Raw genomic sequence first — 18,910 nt, 5'->3', positions numbered from 1 at the left:
CGCCATACAGCGCCAGCGCCTTGAGGCTGTAAGCCTTGACGGTCAATGCACTTACCACCTGAGTCCAGGTTCCCGAAACATTGGCGGTAGGTTCTCCCAATGAAGTGGTGCCATCGAGCAAGCGGACTTTCTGGTTGGGGCTGGCCTTGCCAGTGACGGTTACTGATCGGTCAAAGGTGATGCCGCCCTGGGGGACCGGGCCTTTGGAGTCGGTGACTGTGTCCAGTGTCGGTGCAATCCATGCTGCGACCAGCAAATTCAACGTAACCGAATAACTCCACAACCCCGTAGCCGCATGCTTCACCGTGTAACGTACCTTGACGTACTTGCCGATATTGGCCGCGACGAACTCCTCCGCCACTCTGAACGTCACGGGTTTTCCGGCGGTCACGGTGGTGATCGGCACCCAGTTGGTTGTGCTGCCAAAAGGACCGTTGCCGCTCCAGTGACAGGTCAGAATGTCGCCCGGGAGCGTGCCGAGGTAGTTGACCCTGACATTCACGTTATGGAAAACCTTCGAGGGGTCGAGCACATCCGGTGGGTCGGCTTCCAGCACCACGGGCACCGGCAGTGTGGTGCGCAATTGTTCGACCTTGAGCAGCAAGCGTTCCGATTCACTGATGCCATACAGCGCTACGGCGTCGTTGGTGATGCGGTAGGACAGGTCCAGCGAACCCTTGTCCAGCACGACAATGTGCTGACTGTCGATGTGGAAGGTCACTAGCTTGTCGGCGGCCTCTCCGGCGCTGACAGTGTGTGGCTCTTCGTGCAAATACGACTGACCGTTGGCTTGGGTACCCAGCCAGATCAGGTTGAGGGAATCGCCGCTGGCCATGCCGGGATAGCTGACACGCACCGTTGCATATTCGTTGTCGGGTTCAAGCGTGCCGCCCACCGCTTGCTCAACGATGGGCGCCGGGATGATTGCCACATCCCCAACGACATCGGCGAATGCGCGCTTGGACGACAGGGGCGGCGAGTTATCCAGTTTGGTCAACACATACGAGGCGTCGGCCGACCCCATGGCAATTGCGCGGACCTCGGCGTAGGGCACCTTGAATTCGAGGTGGTGCGGGATGTTGTCCACGGTTCGCGATTGCGTATGGATCAACGGTTTGCCGACAGCAGGCGTGCCGATCCAGGTCAGCTTCACCGTATCGCCGATCGCAAAATCGTCGCCAGCAATCTTGACCAGAACGGTGACGTCTTCGTTGTTCAGATCCTTGAGGGTGATGATCCCGTTCACGGCTTCATTGATGATCGGTGATTCCAGGCGCCAGGCACCGGCATCGACCAGAACCGTCGTGCTTATGGAGTGCTTCTCGGCCCAGTTCCACACCGGGTCGTGCGGAAAGTAGCGAACCGGCAACGCCGCGCTGTCACCGCCGGCGAGAATGGCGTCCTGATCCACCGTGATGATGATGGGGGTTTCGCGATTGGCCTGATCGGGGGTGACGGTATGAGGGATTCGAACGCTGCCCCAGTGCAGATTCACCACGTCGTAAGGGAAAATTCCAAGGTAGAAGGGGATCGTGACAGGGACACCGCTGGCGGCCCACTCCGCATCGATACCATTGTCAATGACGTCTTGGGGGAGTTGCGGTTTATGCAGTTCGGAATGGCCTGGCAGATGAGGTTCCTTGTCGCGCCCCCCCGGCCTGTCGAGCTTCACCAGCACCCGCAACCCAGCTGACGGGTCGTCCGGCACTGTTTCGTCCTTGCGCGTGAGCACGTAGTAAACCGTTTCCACCCAACCGGGAACCATGGGGGCGACGGGCAGGAAAAAGAACAGGAAATCACCGTCGACTTCTTCTGGCTGGAGTTCCTTGTGGAAGATCTTGTCACCGTCCCAATACACATCAATCTGATCGCCCGCCAGCACTGGAGGGCTGTATTTATTGATAGCGCACAACACCCCCTCCGGATGGCTCTCCACCACACTGATGTTGATACCCGCGTCACCGTCGACAATCGGCTCGACCGCGCCGGCAATCATCAATGGCCGGTGCTGCAGCGGGGCGACGACCGACCCTGAAGGGCGAAACAGGAATAGACCAGAAGCGGCCATCAAAAACTCCTTGGCGAAGGTACGCCACTGTGGGGGAGGGGACATTGACAGGTAGATTGGGCACGATGAAAGGCGCGCTGACTACTGTCAGAACTAACAGGTGGGCGGGGGTTTTAGACAAACGGTAGGCGAAAAAAAACGGCCTGGGTAGGCCGTTTCTTGTTCCATGCACCTCCGTGATCGACCCAGACCCAATGTGGGAGCGGGCCTGCTCGCGAAGAACGATGACACGGTATGACTGACCAGTGATGACTTCGGATCAAGGTTATCCAGCATCCGATTCACTGCCAGCTCGCCCAGCATCACCACTGGCTCAATCACCAGTCCAGTGTTGCGATGCGTAGTCAATCGATCCGTCCCTTAAACACTCACCCCACGCGAAACTGCACTTACCTGATAGGAAACCTGACCGACCAACTGGTCTTGCACTGCACTGCTGTCGCCTCCTCGTTCATGGTCACCCCAGGTTACAACGCGACCATCGGAGGTCAGGGCGGTAAACGCCCAGTAGCTGGCGTATAGGGCTTGTACATTGATCAGTTGGTCCTCAACCGCTGACGTATCCCCCCCCATACCCGGCTTGCCCCAAGCTACGACGGTACCATTCTTACGCAAGGCTGCGAACGCTGCCCCCGTGCCGGCCACCTGCACAATGTCGTTCAGCAGCGCGATGTCGGCAGGCACCCGGCCGCCCGTTGTCAGGTCTCCCCACGCCACTACATGGCCGTTGGCACGACGAGCTGCGAATGCTGATGCTGTCGAGCTCACGTCAACAATATCCTTCAATTCCGCGAGCTCTGGGCTGATAGTGCCACCACTTGATGGTTGGCCCCAAGCCACCCATTGGCCTGTAGCGCGCTTCGCTATAAACGCCGCAGCATTACAACGCAGCTCGATGATGTCGTTCAATGCAGCAATCGGCGCTGGCAGGGCTCCACCATTATGAACGTCGCCCCAAGCGACGAGACGGCCGGTGGCCCGAAGGGCCGCAAAGGCATGCTGAGCACCGAGGATCATGTTGATATCGGTGAGCAGGGCAATGTCCGTCGGCAGATTTCCCCCCATACCGGGATTTCCCCAAGCCACCACCTGCCCGGTGGCCCGTTGCGCGGCAAATGCGAAGCCACTGACAACGATCCGCACAATGTCCCTGAGTGCCGCGATTGCACTAGGCACAATGCCGCCCGCGTTGTCATGACCCCAGGCAACCACCTGATTCGCATTCTTTAAACCGGCAAACGCCGCAAAGTTACCAACAACCCGAACAAAGTCCGAAGGCACAACACTGCCCATGTCCCCACCACTACTCGCAGCCCCCCACACCACCACCGCTCCATGGGTTCGGCGGGCAGCGTAAGCGGAGTAAGTGCTACTGACTTCAACAATGTCTTTCAGGGGGATAATGGCCGGGGGAATCGTCCCACCCCGATCAGCGTTGCCCCAAGCGATCACGTCACCCCCGTCACGATGCGCGACGAAGGAGGATCCGTTGCCGATAATATTTGCCGGATTGAGGGTGATCTGTTTGTCGGAGGAACGAACCTGTAAAGGTTCCTGTGGCGTTGTATCGGTCCAGGTGGTGGCAGTTGTCCACTCAGTGTCTGTGGCATATTTCCACTGCGCCTCTATGGGTTGCTCGGTCGTGGCATCGAACGCGCTCAATACACGAGAAGCGCCGAAATACCCAAACGTATGGCAATTGAAGCGCGCCCCCATGACTTTCAGGTTGCCTGAGCCAATCACCTGGCCAACCCCAAACTCCAGCATATTCGAATAACTCGTCTCGTTCGTCGCCGCCCGCCAGATCCGGTAACTCACTGTCACCTTCTTGCCGCGGTTCGGCTCGATGTGTTCGGCGACAAACGTGGCGTTGAGGGTGAAATTCACATCCTTGTCTTTGGACAGCCCGTTGAGGGTGACGGAGTCTTCCGTGGTACCCGTGACTTCACCCGTCCAGGTGTAGGTCACGATGTCACCGGATTGGGTCGGTTTGACGGTGGGTCTTGGCGCGGTCAGTTTGCCGATGCCGCCGGGCAGGTCCCCGGGCTCCAGCGCTCCGTTCTGTTCACCCTGCACGATCGGTTTGACCAACTCGAACTGCGGCTCGCCCACCTGTAGCGGCGCCGCATGCAGCGATTCGCGGCGGATGACTTCACCGTTCGGGCCTTCGCGGAGCAGGTAGTACGACAGCTCCAGCGTGCCGCCTTCCAGGGTTTTCAGGTGCCTGCCGTCCACCGCGATGAAGAAATCTTGCTGGGCTTCGATCTCTTCCCAGGTTGGAAAATACCAATCCAGCTCAGGGGTGTAGCTGCCGGTATCCGGGCGGGTGCCGGCCCAGATGAGGTCGATGGCCATGCCCTGCTGCATGATCGGATCGAACGGAATCCGCACGCGAGGGTGAGGCAGGTCCGGATCAATCGCGCCGTTTTGTTCATCTTCGGCCTTGGGCGCGGCCAGGTGTTTCGGTTCGCCGATGAAGGTGACGAATTGCCCCTTTGACGGCAGGGGGTCGGTCACGCCCGGGCGCTCTACGCGATAGGAAAAGGTCACCTGGGTTTTGGCCAGTTGACGCACGTCGGCGTTGGACAGTTCGAATTCATAGGTATGCGGCAGGTTGTTGACCGTCTGGGCCGGCGTGTTGACTTCCACGGCCTCGTTGTCCACGGTGGTGCCGCGCATCTTCAGGATGATGCGGTCGTCCTGCTCGAACGCCGGCCCTTTGGCCCAGACCTGAGCCGTGATGTTTTTGTCCTCCAGCGCATCAAGGTCAAGGATGTTGTTCTTCGCCTCCTTGACGATCGGCGCATCGAGCAGATCGACGCCGGTCATGACCACCAGCCGCGTGGCCTTGCACCAGTCTTCCGAAAAATTGTGCACCACATCGCGCACGCGGAAGGTGACCGCCAGCCCGGAAATGTCGGTGTCGCCCGCGGCCAGGATGGTGGCTTCGTCGACGTGGATCACGATCGGGTGAGTGGCCGGGTCGCTGATCTGCTCGGCAGTCAGCGGCGCGGATTCCACGAGCACACCGCCCCAGCTCAGCACCATGACATCGCCCACCGCCGCATCCGGATAAGGCACGCCGGTCCCGGACTCGGCCCGAACGATGATGTCCACCCCGGCCGCGGCGATCTCCTTGTCGACGATGTTCTCGACGATGGCCGGATCGATGAACAGGTACAGGTTCGAGTGGCTGCCTGGGGTGTCGTCCGTGTCCTGGCCCGCAGGAATCTCCAGCTTGGCGTAGAGCTTGAGTGCCGGCGTAAACGTCTCGGCGCCCTGATTGAAACGGGTCACCCGGTAAGCCAGTGTGTGCGTCCCGGTCAGCCAATGCCTGGGTTCGACCCACAAGGTCACCCGCTGACCGACTTCGGCGTCGTCGGTGATAATGTGCTGATTGACCACCTGGTCGTCGAACTGCAGCTCGACCTTGTCGCCTTTGCCCATGCTTGACCAAGCCGGGACGTAGACCTTGAGCCCGTTGATGGGGAAGTTGTCCAGGGCGGCGGCACGGTTGATTGCCCAGACGTCAGTGGAAGAGTCCAGTAAACGGGCACCGGGGATTTCTGGTTCACGCAGCAGCATGGAAACAAGGTGACGGACGGGTTGCACGAGCATGGGGAGACTCCTGTCGAGGGGGGCTGGGCGACGGAGTTATTTAAGGTGTTAGACCGTGCGGTTGGCTACTGTCAGAAATAACAGGTAAGTCCCTGTTTCCGATAAGCGGTAATGCATAGCAGGATTGGCGTTAACCGGCCTACATCGGCTCCGGCGGCCCGATCAACCGTCCCATGACCCCAAACAACCCCAACGCCCGAATCACCTCCAGCTCGCCTTTGGTCTCGACCATCTCCGCAATCAACGGCAAATCAATGCTGTTGGTCGCCCGGTAGATCGCATCAATAAACAGCCGCTTGTCACTCTGCTCATCAATGTGGCGGATGTACGCCCCATCGATTTTCAAGTACGCCAACCCAAGCTGCGTGAGATTGCCGATCTGGCTGAAACTGCCGCCAAAGTGCTGCAAGCCGATGCGATAACCGGTGTCGAGCAGGCTGTGGCTCAGGCGTTGCAGTTCATCGGGGGGCGGCAGTTGGCGTTCGTCGATTTCCAGGGTCAGCAGAGGTGCCAGATCGGGCAGTGACTCGAGCATGTCGATGATTTGTCGCAGTTGCGCCGGGTCGCGCAAGGTGCTGCCGGAGAGGCTCAACGCCAAGGGCCAGCGGTTGACGATGAGGTAGTCGAGGGTGGCTTCGAGCATCGCCAGGTCGAACCGCGCGGTCCAGCCGAGACGCTCGATCCACGGCAGGAAATGCCCGGCGGCGATGGCCTCGCCTTGCGGCTCGAGCAGGCGCGCGAGGACTTTGTGGTGCAGCACCTGGCTGGTGTCGGCGCATTGCACCACGGGTTGGAAATACAGCTGCATTTTGCCCTCGGTGAGGGCGTCGTCGATCCAGGTGCGCCAGTCGTGTTGGGTGTGGTTCGTCGCGGTATCGGAGCGGGCCAGATGCACCCACGGCCGTTCGGGATGTTGCTGGGCCTGGGCCAGTGCTTGATCGAGGCGCAGCAGGACGTCGCTGGCCGGTTCGCCGGGCTGATAAGCGACCACGCCCAAATGCGCCACGGGCATGCAATCGCTGGCACCGGTCAGGCGCAGATTTTCCAGGGTGGCGCTGATTTCCGAGGCGAGTCGGGCGGCTTCGGTACTGTCCAGGCCGGGGGTCAGCAGGCTGAACTCACCACCACGATTGCGCGCCGCCAGCCAGGTACGGCGTTCAGGCAGCTGCGTCAGACGTTTGAGCAATTCGCCGACGGCGCTGATCAGCCCGTCGGTGCGCAGTCCGCCCAGGCGCTGGTTGAGACCGATCAGGTCGTTGATCCGCAGCATCAGTAAATGGCCGTCACTGCTTTGCTCGGAAACCAATAAATGGTCGGCCAGTTGTTCATCCAGCAAGCGTCGATTGGCCAGGCCGGTGAGGCTGTCCTGATAAGACTCGGCGCGCAGTTTTTCGCTGCGCGTGGCTTCTTCGGAAAACAGCGCCTTGAGCTTTTCGACCATCTGATTCATGGCCAGCACCACACGCCTCAGTTCAGGTGTGCGTGGCAATTTGGGCAGGCTGAGGAACTCGCGTTTGCTGATGGCTTCGGCCTGCCTGACCATTTTGTCGAGCGGGCGCAATTGCCGGCGTAACAACCATCCACCGAATACGGCGCTGAGCAATCCGCAGACCAACAGCCAGATCAGGCTGCCGAGGGTGCTGTCCCAGAGTTTGGCCAGGGCGAACTGCGGATTGCTCAGCACTTCGACCCGCGCCACCTGTTCCCAGCCGCGCATGACCAAGGCATCGCCACCTTCCGGGCGCAGGTTGACCAGGCTCACAAACCAGCCGGGCACGCCTTCGATCTGTGCTGGTGCGCTGCGCTCCACCAGCACTTGTCCATCGACGATATTGACGACGCGGATGCTGCGGAAATAGCCGCTGTCGAAAATCGAGCTGACCATCAATTCGGTCATCGCCGGGTCGTCGATCTGCGCGGTCAACGATAAACCCAAGGCGGTGGCAGCGTCCTGGGCGTGGGAGCGCAACTGGCCGAGCATCTGTTCACGGGAGCTTTCCAGGCTGACAAAAAAACTGCCGCTGAAGGCCACCAGCAAGAACAGGCAAATGGCGAGAAACAACTGTTTGCGCAGTGACATAAAACGCTCCTTGCGATGGCGGCTAGCCTTCGCCCACGGCGAACCCTTCGGCTTGCATCTTTTTCAACACGTCCTGCCAACGCGACAACTTCTTCGAGTCGCTGCTGCGTTTGCCGCCATTGGCCCCCGGCAAGTACAGGCCTTCGGCATTGAAGGCGTACACCGGCAACAGGTCTTTGCGTTGGGAGGCGGGGCGGATCTCGCCGATCAGGTTGTCGAGCACCAGCGGCTCGGCCGTGGGGCTGCTGTAGAAGGTCAGCACCATGTGCGCCTGGTTTTGGGACAGTGCCTTGACGTAGGTAATGCGCAGTTTCTCGCTGGGAATCCCGAGTTGGCGCAGGCTGAAATATTTCGCCAGGGCGTAGTCTTCGCAGTCGGCGGCGCCCTTGATCAAGGATTCTTCCGGCGTGGCCCAGTAATCGGTCTGGCGCCAGATGCGCGTGTCGTCCTGAAAATTCAGCTGTTGATTGAAGAAGCGATTGACCGCGTCCAGTTGTTCGCGCTCGGGTTGGTTGAGTTCGCTTTTGAGCATTTGACTCCAGGCCTCGATTCTTCCTTGGGCGGGGCCGAGCGGACCGTAGCGCTTTTCGGCGATTTGCAGGATCTGCGTAAAGTTCCAGTTGGCCCACACGCTGCTGAGCCCGGTCAGCAGAAAACTCGCTAGCAGCAGCCATCCGCCGAGCCGAAGTCGGAGCGTTGACCTTCCTGGACTACGCCATCGACGGGACATGTCTGGCTGCTCGGGTGCAGATGACTGAAGTCTAGGCGGTGTTCTTTAAAAGACAGGACTAATCGTCGGGTCGGCAGATGGACCCTGTGGCGAGGGCGCTTGCTCCCGTTCGGCTGCGAAGCAGTCGCCAAACCAATCAATGAGGTCTGTCAGGAGAATTGGGGGGAGGTTCTGGGGATGCTTCGCAACCCAGCGGGAGCAAGCTCCCTTGCCACAGAAGCTCAGGGCTTTTGCAGGGTTTTCTGTTTGAGGATGTAGATCGTCACCAGCACCGCGCTGGTCAGCATGGCCCCTCGCGCCCACGGCAGGGGAACCAGGTAGCAGGAGAACAGGATGCTCACCCACATCAGGCCGATGGCGTAGACCTTGCCCTTGAGCGGGATGCCGTTGCCGTCAAGGTAGTCGCGAATCCACGGGCCAAGCCGTGGATGCCCCACCAGCCATTGATAGAAACGTGGCGAACTGCGGGCGAAACAGGCGGCCGCCAGCAGCAGGAAGGGCGTGGTGGGCAACACCGGCAGGAAAATCCCGATCACCCCCAGCGCTACGCTCAGCCAGCCGATGGCTAGCAGCACGTAACGCAACATCAGGGAGCGGTTGCCTATGGGGTTGTCCATAGGCAAAACCTTAGTGGTGACGTGGCTTGAGGATCGCCGGTTTTTCGTCTGGCGCCTGGCACAGCAGGTACAGCGCGGTCAGGGCTTCCGGGATCTGCACGATCATGTCGTCCATCAGATTGGCGTCTTTGGCGATGTCTTCGAACTCAGGCTGTTCGTCGAACAGACCCGAACCGACCATGATCGGAAGCAGCATTTCGCTGACTTCGTCTTCGGCGGTTTCGAACCAGGCCGCTTCGCGCAGGAACACGCCTTCCATGAAACCGATGCACCAGCCGCGCAGGTCGGAATCGTCCGGCTCTTCGCCCAGGTCCAGGTCGCAAGGCAGCTCGAACTCTTCATCGGAGGCCAGTTGGCGCGCGATGTGAGCCTTGAGGGCCAGCAGGGTGGATTCGATCGCTTCACGCTCGGTGTCGTCAGCGTAATGCGGCTCTTCGGCGAAGAGGGCGTCGATCCATTCACGATCCGGAACCTCTTCGGAACAGATCGACAGCGCAGTGAGGTAGCCGTGGGCGGCCACGTAGTCCAGCGCCTCGTCGTGCAGTTCGTCGGCGTCGAGGAAGACTTGCAAACGGGTTAGTTGCTCAGCGAAGGACATTAAAGGGCTACCTTGGGGAATTAACAGATGCGGGAATTCTAGGCCTTCTTGAGCGCTCAGGCCAGCCGCGCGGGATATTTGCAACGCTGGGACCTCACAAACACCGCAATCCCTGTGGGAGCGAGCCTGCTCGCGATGAGGTCGGTACATCCAATACATTTATCGCCTGACATGCCGCCATCGCGAGCAGGCTCGCTCCCACAGGTTGTGCGGTGTTTGTCCTTATGTGTCTTCTCAGCGGTGCCCTTTGCAAGGGAGGCCTCGGGTATACTCGCGCGTTTTGTGATGCCCTGCTGGCGTCGCGGCTGAAATGTGAAGCGTCATGCAATGCGCACTTACGATTTGTCAGTGCAGCCTGCGTGGTTCTGAACCAGCCTTGCAGGGATGTTTCGGTGATTTTTGGAGTTTTTATGCTCGAACAGGCTCAACGCGTCCTCAAGGACATCTTCGGCTACGACAGTTTCCGTGGCCGCCAGGGTGCAATCATTGAGCGCGTGGCCAGTGGCGGTGACGCCTTGGTGCTGATGCCTACCGGTGGCGGCAAATCCTTGTGCTTCCAGGTGCCGGCGCTGCTGCGCGAAGGCCTGGCCGTGGTGGTATCGCCGTTGATCGCACTGATGGACGATCAGGTCGCGACCCTCGAAGAGCTCGGCGTCGCCGCCGCTGCATTGAACTCCACCCTGAGCGCCGAGCAGCAGCGTGATCTCGCCGCGCGGATCAAGCGCGGCGAAGTGAAGATGCTGTACCTGGCGCCCGAGCGTCTGGTCCAGCCACGCATGCTGGCTTTCCTGCAAAGCCTTGAAATCGCCCTGTTCGCCATCGACGAAGCACACTGCGTGTCCCAATGGGGTCATGACTTCCGTCGCGAATACCTGCAACTGGGCCAGTTGGCGGAGCTGTTCCCCAACGTCCCGCGTATTGCCCTGACGGCCACGGCCGACAAGCGCACCCGCGAAGAAATCGTCGACCGTTTGCATCTGCAGAACGCCGAGCGCTTTCTCTCGAGCTTCGACCGTCCGAACATTTTCTACCGCATCGTACCCAAGGAGCAGCCGCGCAAGCAGTTGCTGGCGTTCCTTGCCGAGCGCCGCAGCGATGCCGGTATTGTCTATTGCCTGTCGCGCAAGAAAGTCGACGAAGTCGCAGTGTTCCTCAGCGAGCAAGGTTTTCCGGCGCTGCCGTACCACGCCGGTTTGCCCAACGACACCCGGGCCCATCACCAGAAGCGTTTCCTCAACGAAGAAGGGCTGATCATGGTCGCCACCGTGGCGTTCGGCATGGGCATCGACAAGCCCAACGTGCGCTTTGTCGCCCACCTCGATTTGCCGAAGTCCCTTGAGGCGTACTACCAGGAAACCGGTCGCGGCGGCCGTGATGGTCTGCCGGCGGATGCCTGGATGGCTTACGGCCTGCAAGATGTGGTGATGCTCAAGCAGATGCTGCAAAACTCCGAAGGCGATGAGCGCCACAAGCGTCTGGAGCAACACAAGCTCGACGCCATGCTCTCGCTCTGCGAAGAAACCCGCTGCCGTCGGCAAACCTTGCTGGCCTACTTCGACGAAGACATGCCCGAGCCGTGCGGCCATTGCGACAACTGCGTCGATGGCGTGCAGACTTGGGACGCCACCGAGCCGGCCCGTCAGGCGCTCTCGGCAATCTACCGCACCGGCCAGCGTTATGGCGTCGGGCATCTGGTGGACGTGCTGCTGGGCAAGGACAACGAAAAGATCCGCAGCTTCGGCCATCAACACCTGTCGGTGTATGGCGTTGGCAAGGCCATGGGCGAGAGCGAATGGCGCTCCCTGTTCCGCCAGCTGGTGGCCCGTGGCCTGGCAGACATTGACCTCGAAGGCTACGGCGGCCTGCGCCTGAGCGATACGTGCCGGCCGCTGCTCAAGGGCGAAGTGACCCTGGAACTGCGCCGCGACCTCAAGCCGCAGACCACCGCCAAAAGCAGCAAGAGCCAGGCGAGCCAGCTGGTTCGTGGCGAAGAACGCGAACAGTGGGAAGCCTTGCGTGCCTTGCGTCGCAAGCTCGCCGAGGAACATGGCGTGCCGCCTTATGTCATCTTCCCCGACTCGACACTGTTGGAAATGCTCCGAAGCCAGCCAACCTCTCTGGCGGAAATGGCCACGGTCAGTGGCGTCGGCGCACGCAAGCTCGAACGTTACGGCGAAGCCTTCCTCGAAGTGCTGGGCGGTCAGGTCGAGGCACCGAAAGTCGTTGCCGACGTGCGCCATGAGTTGATCACCCTCGCTCGCGCAGGCATGACGCCGCTGCAGATCGCCGGCCAACTGCAATGCTCGGAAAAGAATGTCTACACCATGCTTGCCGAGGCCATCGGCAAGCAGCAGTTGTCGCTGGAACAAGCGCTGGACCTGCCCGAAGAATTGATGGGCGAAGTTCAGGATGCCTTCCTCGATGGCGAGGGCGAGTTGCCGCCAGTGTCGGAGATTGCCGCGTTGTTCGCCGGGCGAGTGCCGGAAGGTGTCTTGTACTGCGTTCGGGCGGCGCTGCAATCCGAATTCGAGGTTTAAATGACCTGTTACAGTGATGTAACGATTCACTACAGACCAGACCTTGCCTCAAGCCAACGGTCATGCTTAGCTGACTAATAATTAGTTTTTCTCTATTTTCAGTCTAATCATGAGTTTTTTATGCCGTTAACCGATCAACACCGTTTTGGCATGCAACTGGCCCAGATGTCGCGCGGCTGGCGTGCCGAACTGGATCGCCGTCTGGCTGGCCTGGGTCTGTCCCAGGCGCGCTGGCTGGTGCTGCTGCACCTGGCGCGCTTCGAAGAAGCACCGACCCAGCGTGAACTGGCGCAAAGCGTCGGCGTCGAAGGGCCGACCCTGGCCCGGTTGCTCGACAGCCTGGAAACCCAGGGTCTGGTCCAGCGCCAATCCGTGCTGGAAGACCGCCGGGCGAAAAAAATAGTCCTCTGTGCTCCGGCCCGTCCTCTGATCGAACAAATTGAAACCATTGCCACTCAACTGCGCCGCGAACTGTTCGACGGCGTCGATGAGGCGGATTTGAAGGTGTGCATGCGGGTCCACGGGCACATTCTGGCCAACCTGGAAAAATCTTGAGGCATAACCACGCGCCAGCTTTTTGAGATACCCCGTTGGGCAGACTATAAAGAACTACTAGGCAATATCGTGTTCGTACCGGATGTGCGAACGCGTACAGGTTGGTTCTGGTTATCTAAGGGATGCTCATGCTCGAGAGTTGGCACGTTGTATTGAAGTGTTGCGCCAGGCTGCTTCTGGTCGGTGGTGCTGTCACTTACTCGGCATTGGCCCCTGCGCTGGGATTGGGCGACATTACCCTTCATTCCGCGTTGAATCAGCCGTTGCGCGCTGACATTGCCCTGGTCGATGTCGGCGGGCTGGAGGAGGGCGAACTCTCGATCAGCCTGGCGACAGCGGAGGAATTCACCCGCGCCGGCGTCGATCGGGTGTTCTTCCTCAACGACCTGAAGTTCACGCCGGTCCTGCGGGGCAATCGCAGCCTGATCCGGGTGACCTCCAACAAACCGGTCAATGAACCTTTCCTGAATTTCCTGGTGCAGCTCAATCAGCCCAATGGGCGCTTGCTGCGCGAGTACACGGTGCTGATCGATCCGCCGGGTTCACCGGGGATCGTGCCGGCAGAAGACGAACCTGCCGCCAGCCCACAGAGATCTCCATTCCCGAGCGTCAAACCGGCCACTGCGCCGGCACCGGCGGCGAAGAAGTCCGCACCGGCGCCGGCCGTCGTGCAACCTGCCACCGATCCTGCCGCCGAACAACTGGCCGCCAGCGTGTTGCAAAACCAGCAGCTGCAAAAAACCATCGATGAGTTGAATGCAAAGCTTCAGGCTCAGGATGAACAGATCGCCGGCCAGAAGAAACAGGTGAGCGAACTGCAAACCCGGCTGTCGGAGGTCAATCAGGCGCCGCCGGTGACTCCGGTAGCGGTGGCACCTGCCCCCGTCGTTGTTGAAGAGCCCGAGGCCAGCCATTGGCCGCTGATTATCGGCTTGCTGGCGCTGATCGCGCTGGTATTGCTGGGGCTGTTTGTTCGACGTCAACGCCAGCAGGTTCAGGCGTTACCCGAGCCTTCGCCCGTTTTGCCCGTTTTGCCCGTTTCACCCTTGAAACAGGAGCCGGGGCTTGAGCGTGCGGCGCACCCGTCGGTGCAACAGCCCATGCTGAAACCCGCTCCGGATCATCGTGAAGAGACGCCGACAGGCGATGTGCTCGAAGGGGTCGGCATCTACCTGGCGTATGGCCGTTTTTCCGAAGCCGCAGGGTTGTTGCGAGAAGCATTGGTCAAGGAACCGCAGCGCACGGATCTGGGCGTGCAACTGCTGGAAATCCTCGGCAAACAGGGGGATGTTCCCGCCTATGACGCACAGGAAAAAAACCTGCGTGACGGCGGGTTCGACGAAAAAAAGCTTGAGGACATCCGCGCTCGCCACCCGAAACTGAGCAATGCGGCACCAGCGGCACCAGCGGCAGCCGTGGCAGGCATCACTTCCGCGCAAGCGGCACCTGCCGACGAGTTCCAGTTGAATCTGGATGACCTGTCCATGGATTCCAGCTGGGACCTGATCAGCCCTTTCGACAACGCTAAACCTTCAGACGAATCACCCAAGGCCGTAGAGCCGGCGTTCACCTCGAATCTGCACGTGTTGCCCGAGGTATTCGAGATGCCTGAAGAGCCCACGCTGGATGAGCCAGAGCTTGAGTGGGTCGCCGAACCGGACTCACAGGCGCTGAGCGACGACTTTCTCGATGAGTTCAGCGATCCCGGTCAGTCCTTGGAGCTTGACTCCCTGACCTTGGAGCCTGTCGAGCCGAGCAATGCCGGTAAACTGGAACAAGCCCAGACCTGCATCGATGATGGCGACCTGGACAGCGCCATCGAACTGCTCAGCGAGCTGCTCAAGGAGGGCGATGAACCGCTCAAGCAAACCGCCCGGAGTCTGTTGGCCGGGATCCGCTGAGCCACTACTATAGCGGCGCCCTCTGGCTCAGGAGTCTTGTCCGTCATGACCACGCATAAACCGGAAATCATCATCACCTACTGCACGCAATGCCAATGGCTGTTGCGTGCGGCCTGGCTGGCCCAGGAGCTGCTGAGCACCTTCGGCGACGACTTGGGCAAAGTGTCGCTGGTGCCCGGCACTGGTGGGGTTTTCCATATTTTTTGTGACGAGGTGCAGCTCTGGGAGCGCAAGGCCGACGGCGGTTTCCCGGGAGCCAAGGTGCTAAAGCAGCGGGTCCGCGATCAGATCGACCCGGACCGCGACCTCGGCCACAACGACCGCACTCAGTGAGATGCGGCTTCGGCTGCCACGGTCTTTTTGCTTGAACCGGACAGTCTGCTGGAGACCACAATCGCGACGATGATCAAGGCGCCACCAAGCAGCATGCGCAACGTCGGGTTTTCATCGAACAACAACCAGGCCACGGTGATGCCATACACCGGTTCCAGTGCGAACACCACGGCGGCGGTGCGCGCCTTGATCACCGCCAGGCTGGCGACGAACAGACTGTGAGCGACGCCGGTGCAGAACACCCCGAGCAAACCGATCCACAGCCAGTCGATGGCGCGGACGTCGCTCAACTGCGGCGCCGCCACCGGCAGAAGGCACAGCGCGACCACGACGTTCTGACACAGCGCGGCCTGCACCGGCGGGATTCTGCCGGAGCTGGCGCGGTTGGTCAGCGACAGCAGGGCGAACAGCAAGCCTGAACCGATCGCCCAGAGCAGGCCCGTGGTGGCGCCACTTGCCAGATCGAAGTCCGGCGTCACCAGCACCAGCCCGACACTCACCAGTACCACCAACAGAATTTCATTGGCGCGGATCCGCTCCCGGAATATGACCCCTTCGAGGATCACGGTAAACGCCGGGAAGCTGGCGAAACCCAGGGTCGCTATCGCCACTCCGGCGACTTTAACCGCAATGAAAAAACTCACCCAATGCCCGGCCAGCAGCAAGCCACTGAGAAGCAGACGGCGCCAGTCCTGCGCTTCGAGTGTGTACCAGCGCGTCCTGCTGGCAAATCGCGCGAACACCGCCAGGGCGAGTACCGCAAATGCCGCGCGACCAAACACGATGACCGCGGGCGAGGCGGCAGCGAGTTTGCCGAACACACCGGTCAGGCCGAACATCAATGCGCCGATATGCAGGGCGCCAAGGGCGGTACGGGGAGTCATTGCGATCCTTAACAACAAGACAAACAGAGGGGGACATTGAACCGCGCCATACTCGCTGAGTCTGTCGGCAGACTATCGACTTTTGTCGCCAGCCTCGCGCCGCAGTTCGCCCGGAGTCTTACTAAACTCGCGCAACACCGCTGCGGCAAAGGCACTCTGAGAACTGTAACCGACCCGACTGGCAATCTCGCCGATGGGCAATGGCGAATCGCGCAGCAGTCTTACCGCACTATGCAGCCGCCGGCTGCGGATGTAATCCATCGGCGTCTGCCCGCACTCAGCGACAAACCGCGCATGCAATCGGGCACTGGACAGCCCGGCAACGCGCGCCAGGTCGGCGACCTGCAATGGATACGCCGCGTACTGATCGATATGCGCATTCAACGCCGCATATGGCAGACGGCGACCGCCCACGATTTCAGGCTTGGCGTTATTGAGGCTGGCCAATAACAGCACCGCGCCTTGCTGGGCAATCAACGGGTCACTGACCTGGCTGCCCGCCAGCCAACTCACCAATTGGCTTTGCCCGGCATCCAGCGGCAGGCGCCCAGCGTTGTCGAGCAAACGGCGGCTGGCGTCGGCGTGATCGCCAAGGGACTGCGAAACCCATTGGTCACTCGGTATATCCAGCACCAGGCAGCGGCTGCCATTGCTGCTGCCGCAGGCGTGATGAAAGCCCGACGGCACCACCACGAAACTCTGCTGAACCACCTGGCTACCATGCCCGTCGACCTCGAAGTCCAGCGCACCCGACAACCCGAACACCAGTTGTGCGTGGTCGTGGCTGTGGACGATCAGGTCCTTGGTGTATTGGCGCAGCGTGAGGATCGGTCTCATCGCAGGTCTCCCGGTCAAGATGCGGCCAGTCTACACCGGCCGGGCGTTGTCACAGGATTGACTCGCAGCTGTCATGGGCCATTAACCCGAACCGCGCAAGCTTGCCAAAACTTGTCCTGAGGGTTGCCAATGACCAGCGCCGAGCTCGCCAAACCCAGCCGTAAGCAACGTGTGCGGACCTTGTGGATTTCCGACGTGCATCTGGGCACCCGGGACTGCCAGGCCGAACACCTGTCGCAGTTTCTCAAGGGCTACCACGCGGACAAGGTCTACCTGGTCGGCGACATCATCGATGGCTGGAAACTGCGCGGCGGCATGTACTGGCCGCAGGCGCACACCAACGTGATTCGCCGCCTGCTGACCATGAGTAAGCGCGGCACCGAGGTGATCTATGTCACCGGCAATCACGACGAATTCCTGCGCCGCTATTCGAAGCTGATCCTGGGCAACATCCAACTGGTGGACGAAGCGGTGCATGTGACCGCCGATGGCCGCCATCTGCTGGTGATCCACGGCGACCAGTTTGACGTGATTACCCGGTATCACCGCTGGCTGGCCTTTCTCGGCGACTCGGCCTACGAATTCACCCTGACCCTCAACCGTTGGCTGAATCACTGGCGCGCGCGTTATGGCTACGGCTACTGGTCGCTGTCGGCCTACCTCAAGCACAAGGTGAAAACGGCAGTCAGTTTTATCAGCGACTTTGAAGAAGCCATCGCCCACGAGTGCGTCAAACGCGAGTTGCATGGGGTGGTGTGCGGGCACATTCACCATGCCGAGATTCGCAAGGTCGGCGGGGTGGATTACCTCAATTGCGGGGATTGGGTGGAGTCGTGCACGGCATTGATCGAGCATTGGGACGGGTCGATCGAGTTGTACCGGTTGGCGGATGCCCAGGCGCGGGAGGCCGAATTGAAAGCCTTGAAGATCGCAGAGCCGGCATAAAAGTCAGCGTGCCTGGTCTGGCCTCATCGCGAACAGGCACGCGCCCACAATTTTGACCGTATTGACCTTAACGGACTCTGACACCTGTGGGAGCGAGCCTGCTCGCGATGGACCGCGCAGCGGTCCCCCCGGACCTGTCAGGCTGGCGAGTATTCTTCCATCGCCGCCTTGTAGATCGAATGCTTCGGTTGCGCAAACAAGCGCTCCATCATTGGCTCAAAGAAGCTCAGCGGTAACGTCTCGTAAGCCGGATCAAACGCCGCCGCGTCATATTTGGCGCAGAACTCGATGGTCGCCTGATACTGCGGATGCCCGCTGAATTGTTCGCGCAAATGCCGATCCATTCCCAGGTGATGGAAGAAGTAATACCCCTGGAATATCCCGTGCTTCTCCACCATCCACAGGTTTTCGGCACTGACGAACGGCTTGAGGATCGCCGCGGCGATGTCCGGATGGTTGTAGGAACCGAGCGTGTCGCCGATGTCGTGAAGCAGCGCGCAGACCACGTATTCTTCATCCCGGCCATCGCGCCAGGCACGGCTGGCGGTCTGCAGGGAATGGGTCAGCCGATCCACCGGGAAGCCGCCAGAATCACCCTCCAGCAATTTCAGGTGCGCCACAATCCGTGACGGCAACTGCCTGGCGTAGGCACTGAAGTCGGCGGCGATGATCGCCCAGTCTTCCTGCGTGCCATCCTGCATGTGGGTGAATCGTGCATTGGCGTTCATCAGCTATCCTCTTGTTCTAATCGAAAGGGATGTCTTGAGTGTAGGACTTGGATCCAACATCGCACTGGCTGCGCAGGACGCTTTGATGGCCAGTGGAGCCTAGAAGGGCACGCGACCCAGAATCATGTCGCGGTACATGACAAAGTCGCCGAGCAGGCTATAAAGAGGATGCTGAAACGTGGCGGGACGGTTCTTCTCGAAAAAGAAATGCCCGACCCAGGCGAAGCTGTAACCCGCCAGCGGCAAGGCGAGCAACATCAACCAGGCACCTTTGCCGATGGTCAGCGCCAGAATGAAGATGACCAGGCTGGTGCCGATAAAATGCAATCGTCGACAGGTGCTGTTGCTGTGTTCACTGAGGTAGTACGGGTAAAACTCAGCGAAACTGTTGAAACGTTTGACGTTTTCCACGACTGCGATCTCTGTGGTTGTTGTTCTGATTGCAAGTTGTTCTGCGGGTAGCTTATTTGAGTCTAGAG

The 18,910-nt window shown here is 60.2% G+C and carries 15 protein-coding genes and 1 pseudogene; 5 read left to right on the top strand and 11 right to left on the bottom strand.

The features are described 5' to 3' along the window. The 7 genes and pseudogenes from AC1ROI_RS27950 to AC1ROI_RS27920 form a co-directional block, all read right to left on the bottom strand. Window positions 1-2,068, bottom strand: a 2,068-nt coding sequence (locus AC1ROI_RS27950) for an Ig-like domain-containing protein (protein WP_492573983.1), incomplete at its 3' end; no start/stop codon positions are given. A gap of 252 nt (window positions 2,069-2,320) precedes the next feature. After that, a pseudogene (locus tag AC1ROI_RS27945) lies at window positions 2,321-2,407 on the bottom strand (DUF6124 family protein); the annotation flags it as partial. Between the two features lie 21 nt (window positions 2,408-2,428). Continuing rightward, entirely contained in the window at window positions 2,429-5,686 is a 3,258-nt protein-coding gene (locus AC1ROI_RS27940) for an RCC1 domain-containing protein (protein ID WP_207255450.1), read from the bottom strand. 139 nt (window positions 5,687-5,825) lie between these two features. After that, complete coding sequence (gene lapD, locus AC1ROI_RS27935) at window positions 5,826-7,766, bottom strand: cyclic di-GMP receptor LapD (protein ID WP_010461980.1); 1,941 nt, start codon at window positions 7,764-7,766, stop codon at window positions 5,826-5,828. 22 nt (window positions 7,767-7,788) lie between these two features. Continuing rightward, a complete protein-coding gene (gene lapG, locus AC1ROI_RS27930) occupies window positions 7,789-8,496 on the bottom strand; it encodes a cysteine protease LapG (protein ID WP_083374765.1) in 708 nt (235 codons plus the stop codon). A 221-nt stretch (window positions 8,497-8,717) separates the two neighbouring features. Next, window positions 8,718-9,113, bottom strand: a complete 396-nt coding sequence (locus AC1ROI_RS27925) for a YbaN family protein (protein ID WP_042932301.1) — start codon at window positions 9,111-9,113, stop codon at window positions 8,718-8,720. 10 nt (window positions 9,114-9,123) lie between these two features. After that, window positions 9,124-9,711 (bottom strand): UPF0149 family protein, encoded by a 588-nt coding sequence (locus tag AC1ROI_RS27920; protein ID WP_010461974.1) that lies wholly within the window; start codon window positions 9,709-9,711, stop codon window positions 9,124-9,126. Window positions 9,712-10,121: 410 nt separating this feature from the next. On the opposite strand from AC1ROI_RS27920, the gene recQ reads away from it, so the two are divergent. From recQ to AC1ROI_RS27900, 4 genes are all read left to right on the top strand, one after another. Further along, window positions 10,122-12,248 (top strand): DNA helicase RecQ, encoded by a 2,127-nt coding sequence (gene recQ / locus AC1ROI_RS27915; protein WP_010461973.1) that lies wholly within the window; start codon window positions 10,122-10,124, stop codon window positions 12,246-12,248. 120 nt (window positions 12,249-12,368) lie between these two features. Further along, window positions 12,369-12,803: a MarR family transcriptional regulator gene (locus AC1ROI_RS27910; protein WP_010461972.1), complete on the top strand. Its 435-nt coding sequence runs from the start codon at window positions 12,369-12,371 to the stop codon at window positions 12,801-12,803. 128 nt (window positions 12,804-12,931) lie between these two features. Then, entirely contained in the window at window positions 12,932-14,704 is a 1,773-nt protein-coding gene (locus AC1ROI_RS27905) for a motility hub landmark protein FimV (protein ID WP_102594324.1), read from the top strand. Window positions 14,705-14,749: 45 nt separating this feature from the next. Continuing rightward, window positions 14,750-15,037 carry an Rdx family protein gene (locus AC1ROI_RS27900; RefSeq protein ID WP_102594323.1) on the top strand — a complete coding sequence of 96 codons (288 nt, stop codon included), beginning with the start codon at window positions 14,750-14,752 and terminating at the stop codon, window positions 15,035-15,037. Here AC1ROI_RS27900 and AC1ROI_RS27895 read toward each other — a convergent pair. Beyond that, window positions 15,031-15,921 (bottom strand): DMT family transporter, encoded by an 891-nt coding sequence (locus tag AC1ROI_RS27895; protein WP_077748024.1) that lies wholly within the window; start codon window positions 15,919-15,921, stop codon window positions 15,031-15,033. The genes AC1ROI_RS27900 and AC1ROI_RS27895 overlap by 7 nt on opposite strands. Before the next feature lie 72 nt (window positions 15,922-15,993). Continuing rightward, window positions 15,994-16,758, bottom strand: coding sequence for a helix-turn-helix transcriptional regulator (locus AC1ROI_RS27890; protein ID WP_077748023.1), 765 nt, complete (start codon window positions 16,756-16,758; stop codon window positions 15,994-15,996). A 129-nt stretch (window positions 16,759-16,887) separates the two neighbouring features. Between AC1ROI_RS27890 and AC1ROI_RS27885 the strand changes: the two genes are divergently transcribed. Continuing rightward, window positions 16,888-17,703 carry a UDP-2,3-diacylglucosamine diphosphatase gene (locus AC1ROI_RS27885; protein WP_102594322.1) on the top strand — a complete coding sequence of 272 codons (816 nt, stop codon included), beginning with the start codon at window positions 16,888-16,890 and terminating at the stop codon, window positions 17,701-17,703. 137 nt (window positions 17,704-17,840) lie between these two features. On the opposite strand, the gene AC1ROI_RS27880 is transcribed toward AC1ROI_RS27885, so the two are convergent. Together AC1ROI_RS27880 and AC1ROI_RS27875 are read right to left on the bottom strand one after the other, a co-directional pair. After that, window positions 17,841-18,431, bottom strand: a complete 591-nt coding sequence (locus tag AC1ROI_RS27880; protein ID WP_102594321.1) for an HD domain-containing protein — start codon at window positions 18,429-18,431, stop codon at window positions 17,841-17,843. A 99-nt stretch (window positions 18,432-18,530) separates the two neighbouring features. Beyond that, window positions 18,531-18,842 (bottom strand): Mpo1-like protein, encoded by a 312-nt coding sequence (locus AC1ROI_RS27875; protein ID WP_010461958.1) that lies wholly within the window; start codon window positions 18,840-18,842, stop codon window positions 18,531-18,533. Between the last annotated feature and the right edge of the window lie 68 nt (window positions 18,843-18,910).

The sequence above is a fragment of the Pseudomonas sp. GW823-FHT02C02 genome, assembly GCF_058797635.1.
This window is presented reverse-complemented; position numbering and strand designations above follow the sequence as displayed.

Excerpts from the sequence above, each read along its gene's own strand:
- AC1ROI_RS27940 (WP_207255450.1), bottom strand. The coding sequence starts at position 5,686 with ATGCTCGTGCAACCCGTCCGTCACCTTGTTTCCATGCTGCTGCGTGAA.
- lapD (WP_010461980.1), bottom strand. The coding sequence starts at position 7,766 with ATGTCACTGCGCAAACAGTTGTTTCTCGCCATTTGCCTGTTCTTGCTG.
- lapG (WP_083374765.1), bottom strand. The coding sequence starts at position 8,496 with ATGTCCCGTCGATGGCGTAGTCCAGGAAGGTCAACGCTCCGACTTCGG.
- AC1ROI_RS27925 (WP_042932301.1), bottom strand. The coding sequence starts at position 9,113 with ATGGACAACCCCATAGGCAACCGCTCCCTGATGTTGCGTTACGTGCTG.
- AC1ROI_RS27920 (WP_010461974.1), bottom strand. The coding sequence starts at position 9,711 with ATGTCCTTCGCTGAGCAACTAACCCGTTTGCAAGTCTTCCTCGACGCC.
- recQ (WP_010461973.1), top strand. The coding sequence starts at position 10,122 with ATGCTCGAACAGGCTCAACGCGTCCTCAAGGACATCTTCGGCTACGAC.
- AC1ROI_RS27910 (WP_010461972.1), top strand. The coding sequence starts at position 12,369 with ATGCCGTTAACCGATCAACACCGTTTTGGCATGCAACTGGCCCAGATG.
- AC1ROI_RS27905 (WP_102594324.1), top strand. The coding sequence starts at position 12,932 with ATGCTCGAGAGTTGGCACGTTGTATTGAAGTGTTGCGCCAGGCTGCTT.
- AC1ROI_RS27900 (WP_102594323.1), top strand. The coding sequence starts at position 14,750 with ATGACCACGCATAAACCGGAAATCATCATCACCTACTGCACGCAATGC.
- AC1ROI_RS27895 (WP_077748024.1), bottom strand. The coding sequence starts at position 15,921 with ATGACTCCCCGTACCGCCCTTGGCGCCCTGCATATCGGCGCATTGATG.
- AC1ROI_RS27890 (WP_077748023.1), bottom strand. The coding sequence starts at position 16,758 with ATGAGACCGATCCTCACGCTGCGCCAATACACCAAGGACCTGATCGTC.
- AC1ROI_RS27885 (WP_102594322.1), top strand. The coding sequence starts at position 16,888 with ATGACCAGCGCCGAGCTCGCCAAACCCAGCCGTAAGCAACGTGTGCGG.
- AC1ROI_RS27880 (WP_102594321.1), bottom strand. The coding sequence starts at position 18,431 with ATGAACGCCAATGCACGATTCACCCACATGCAGGATGGCACGCAGGAA.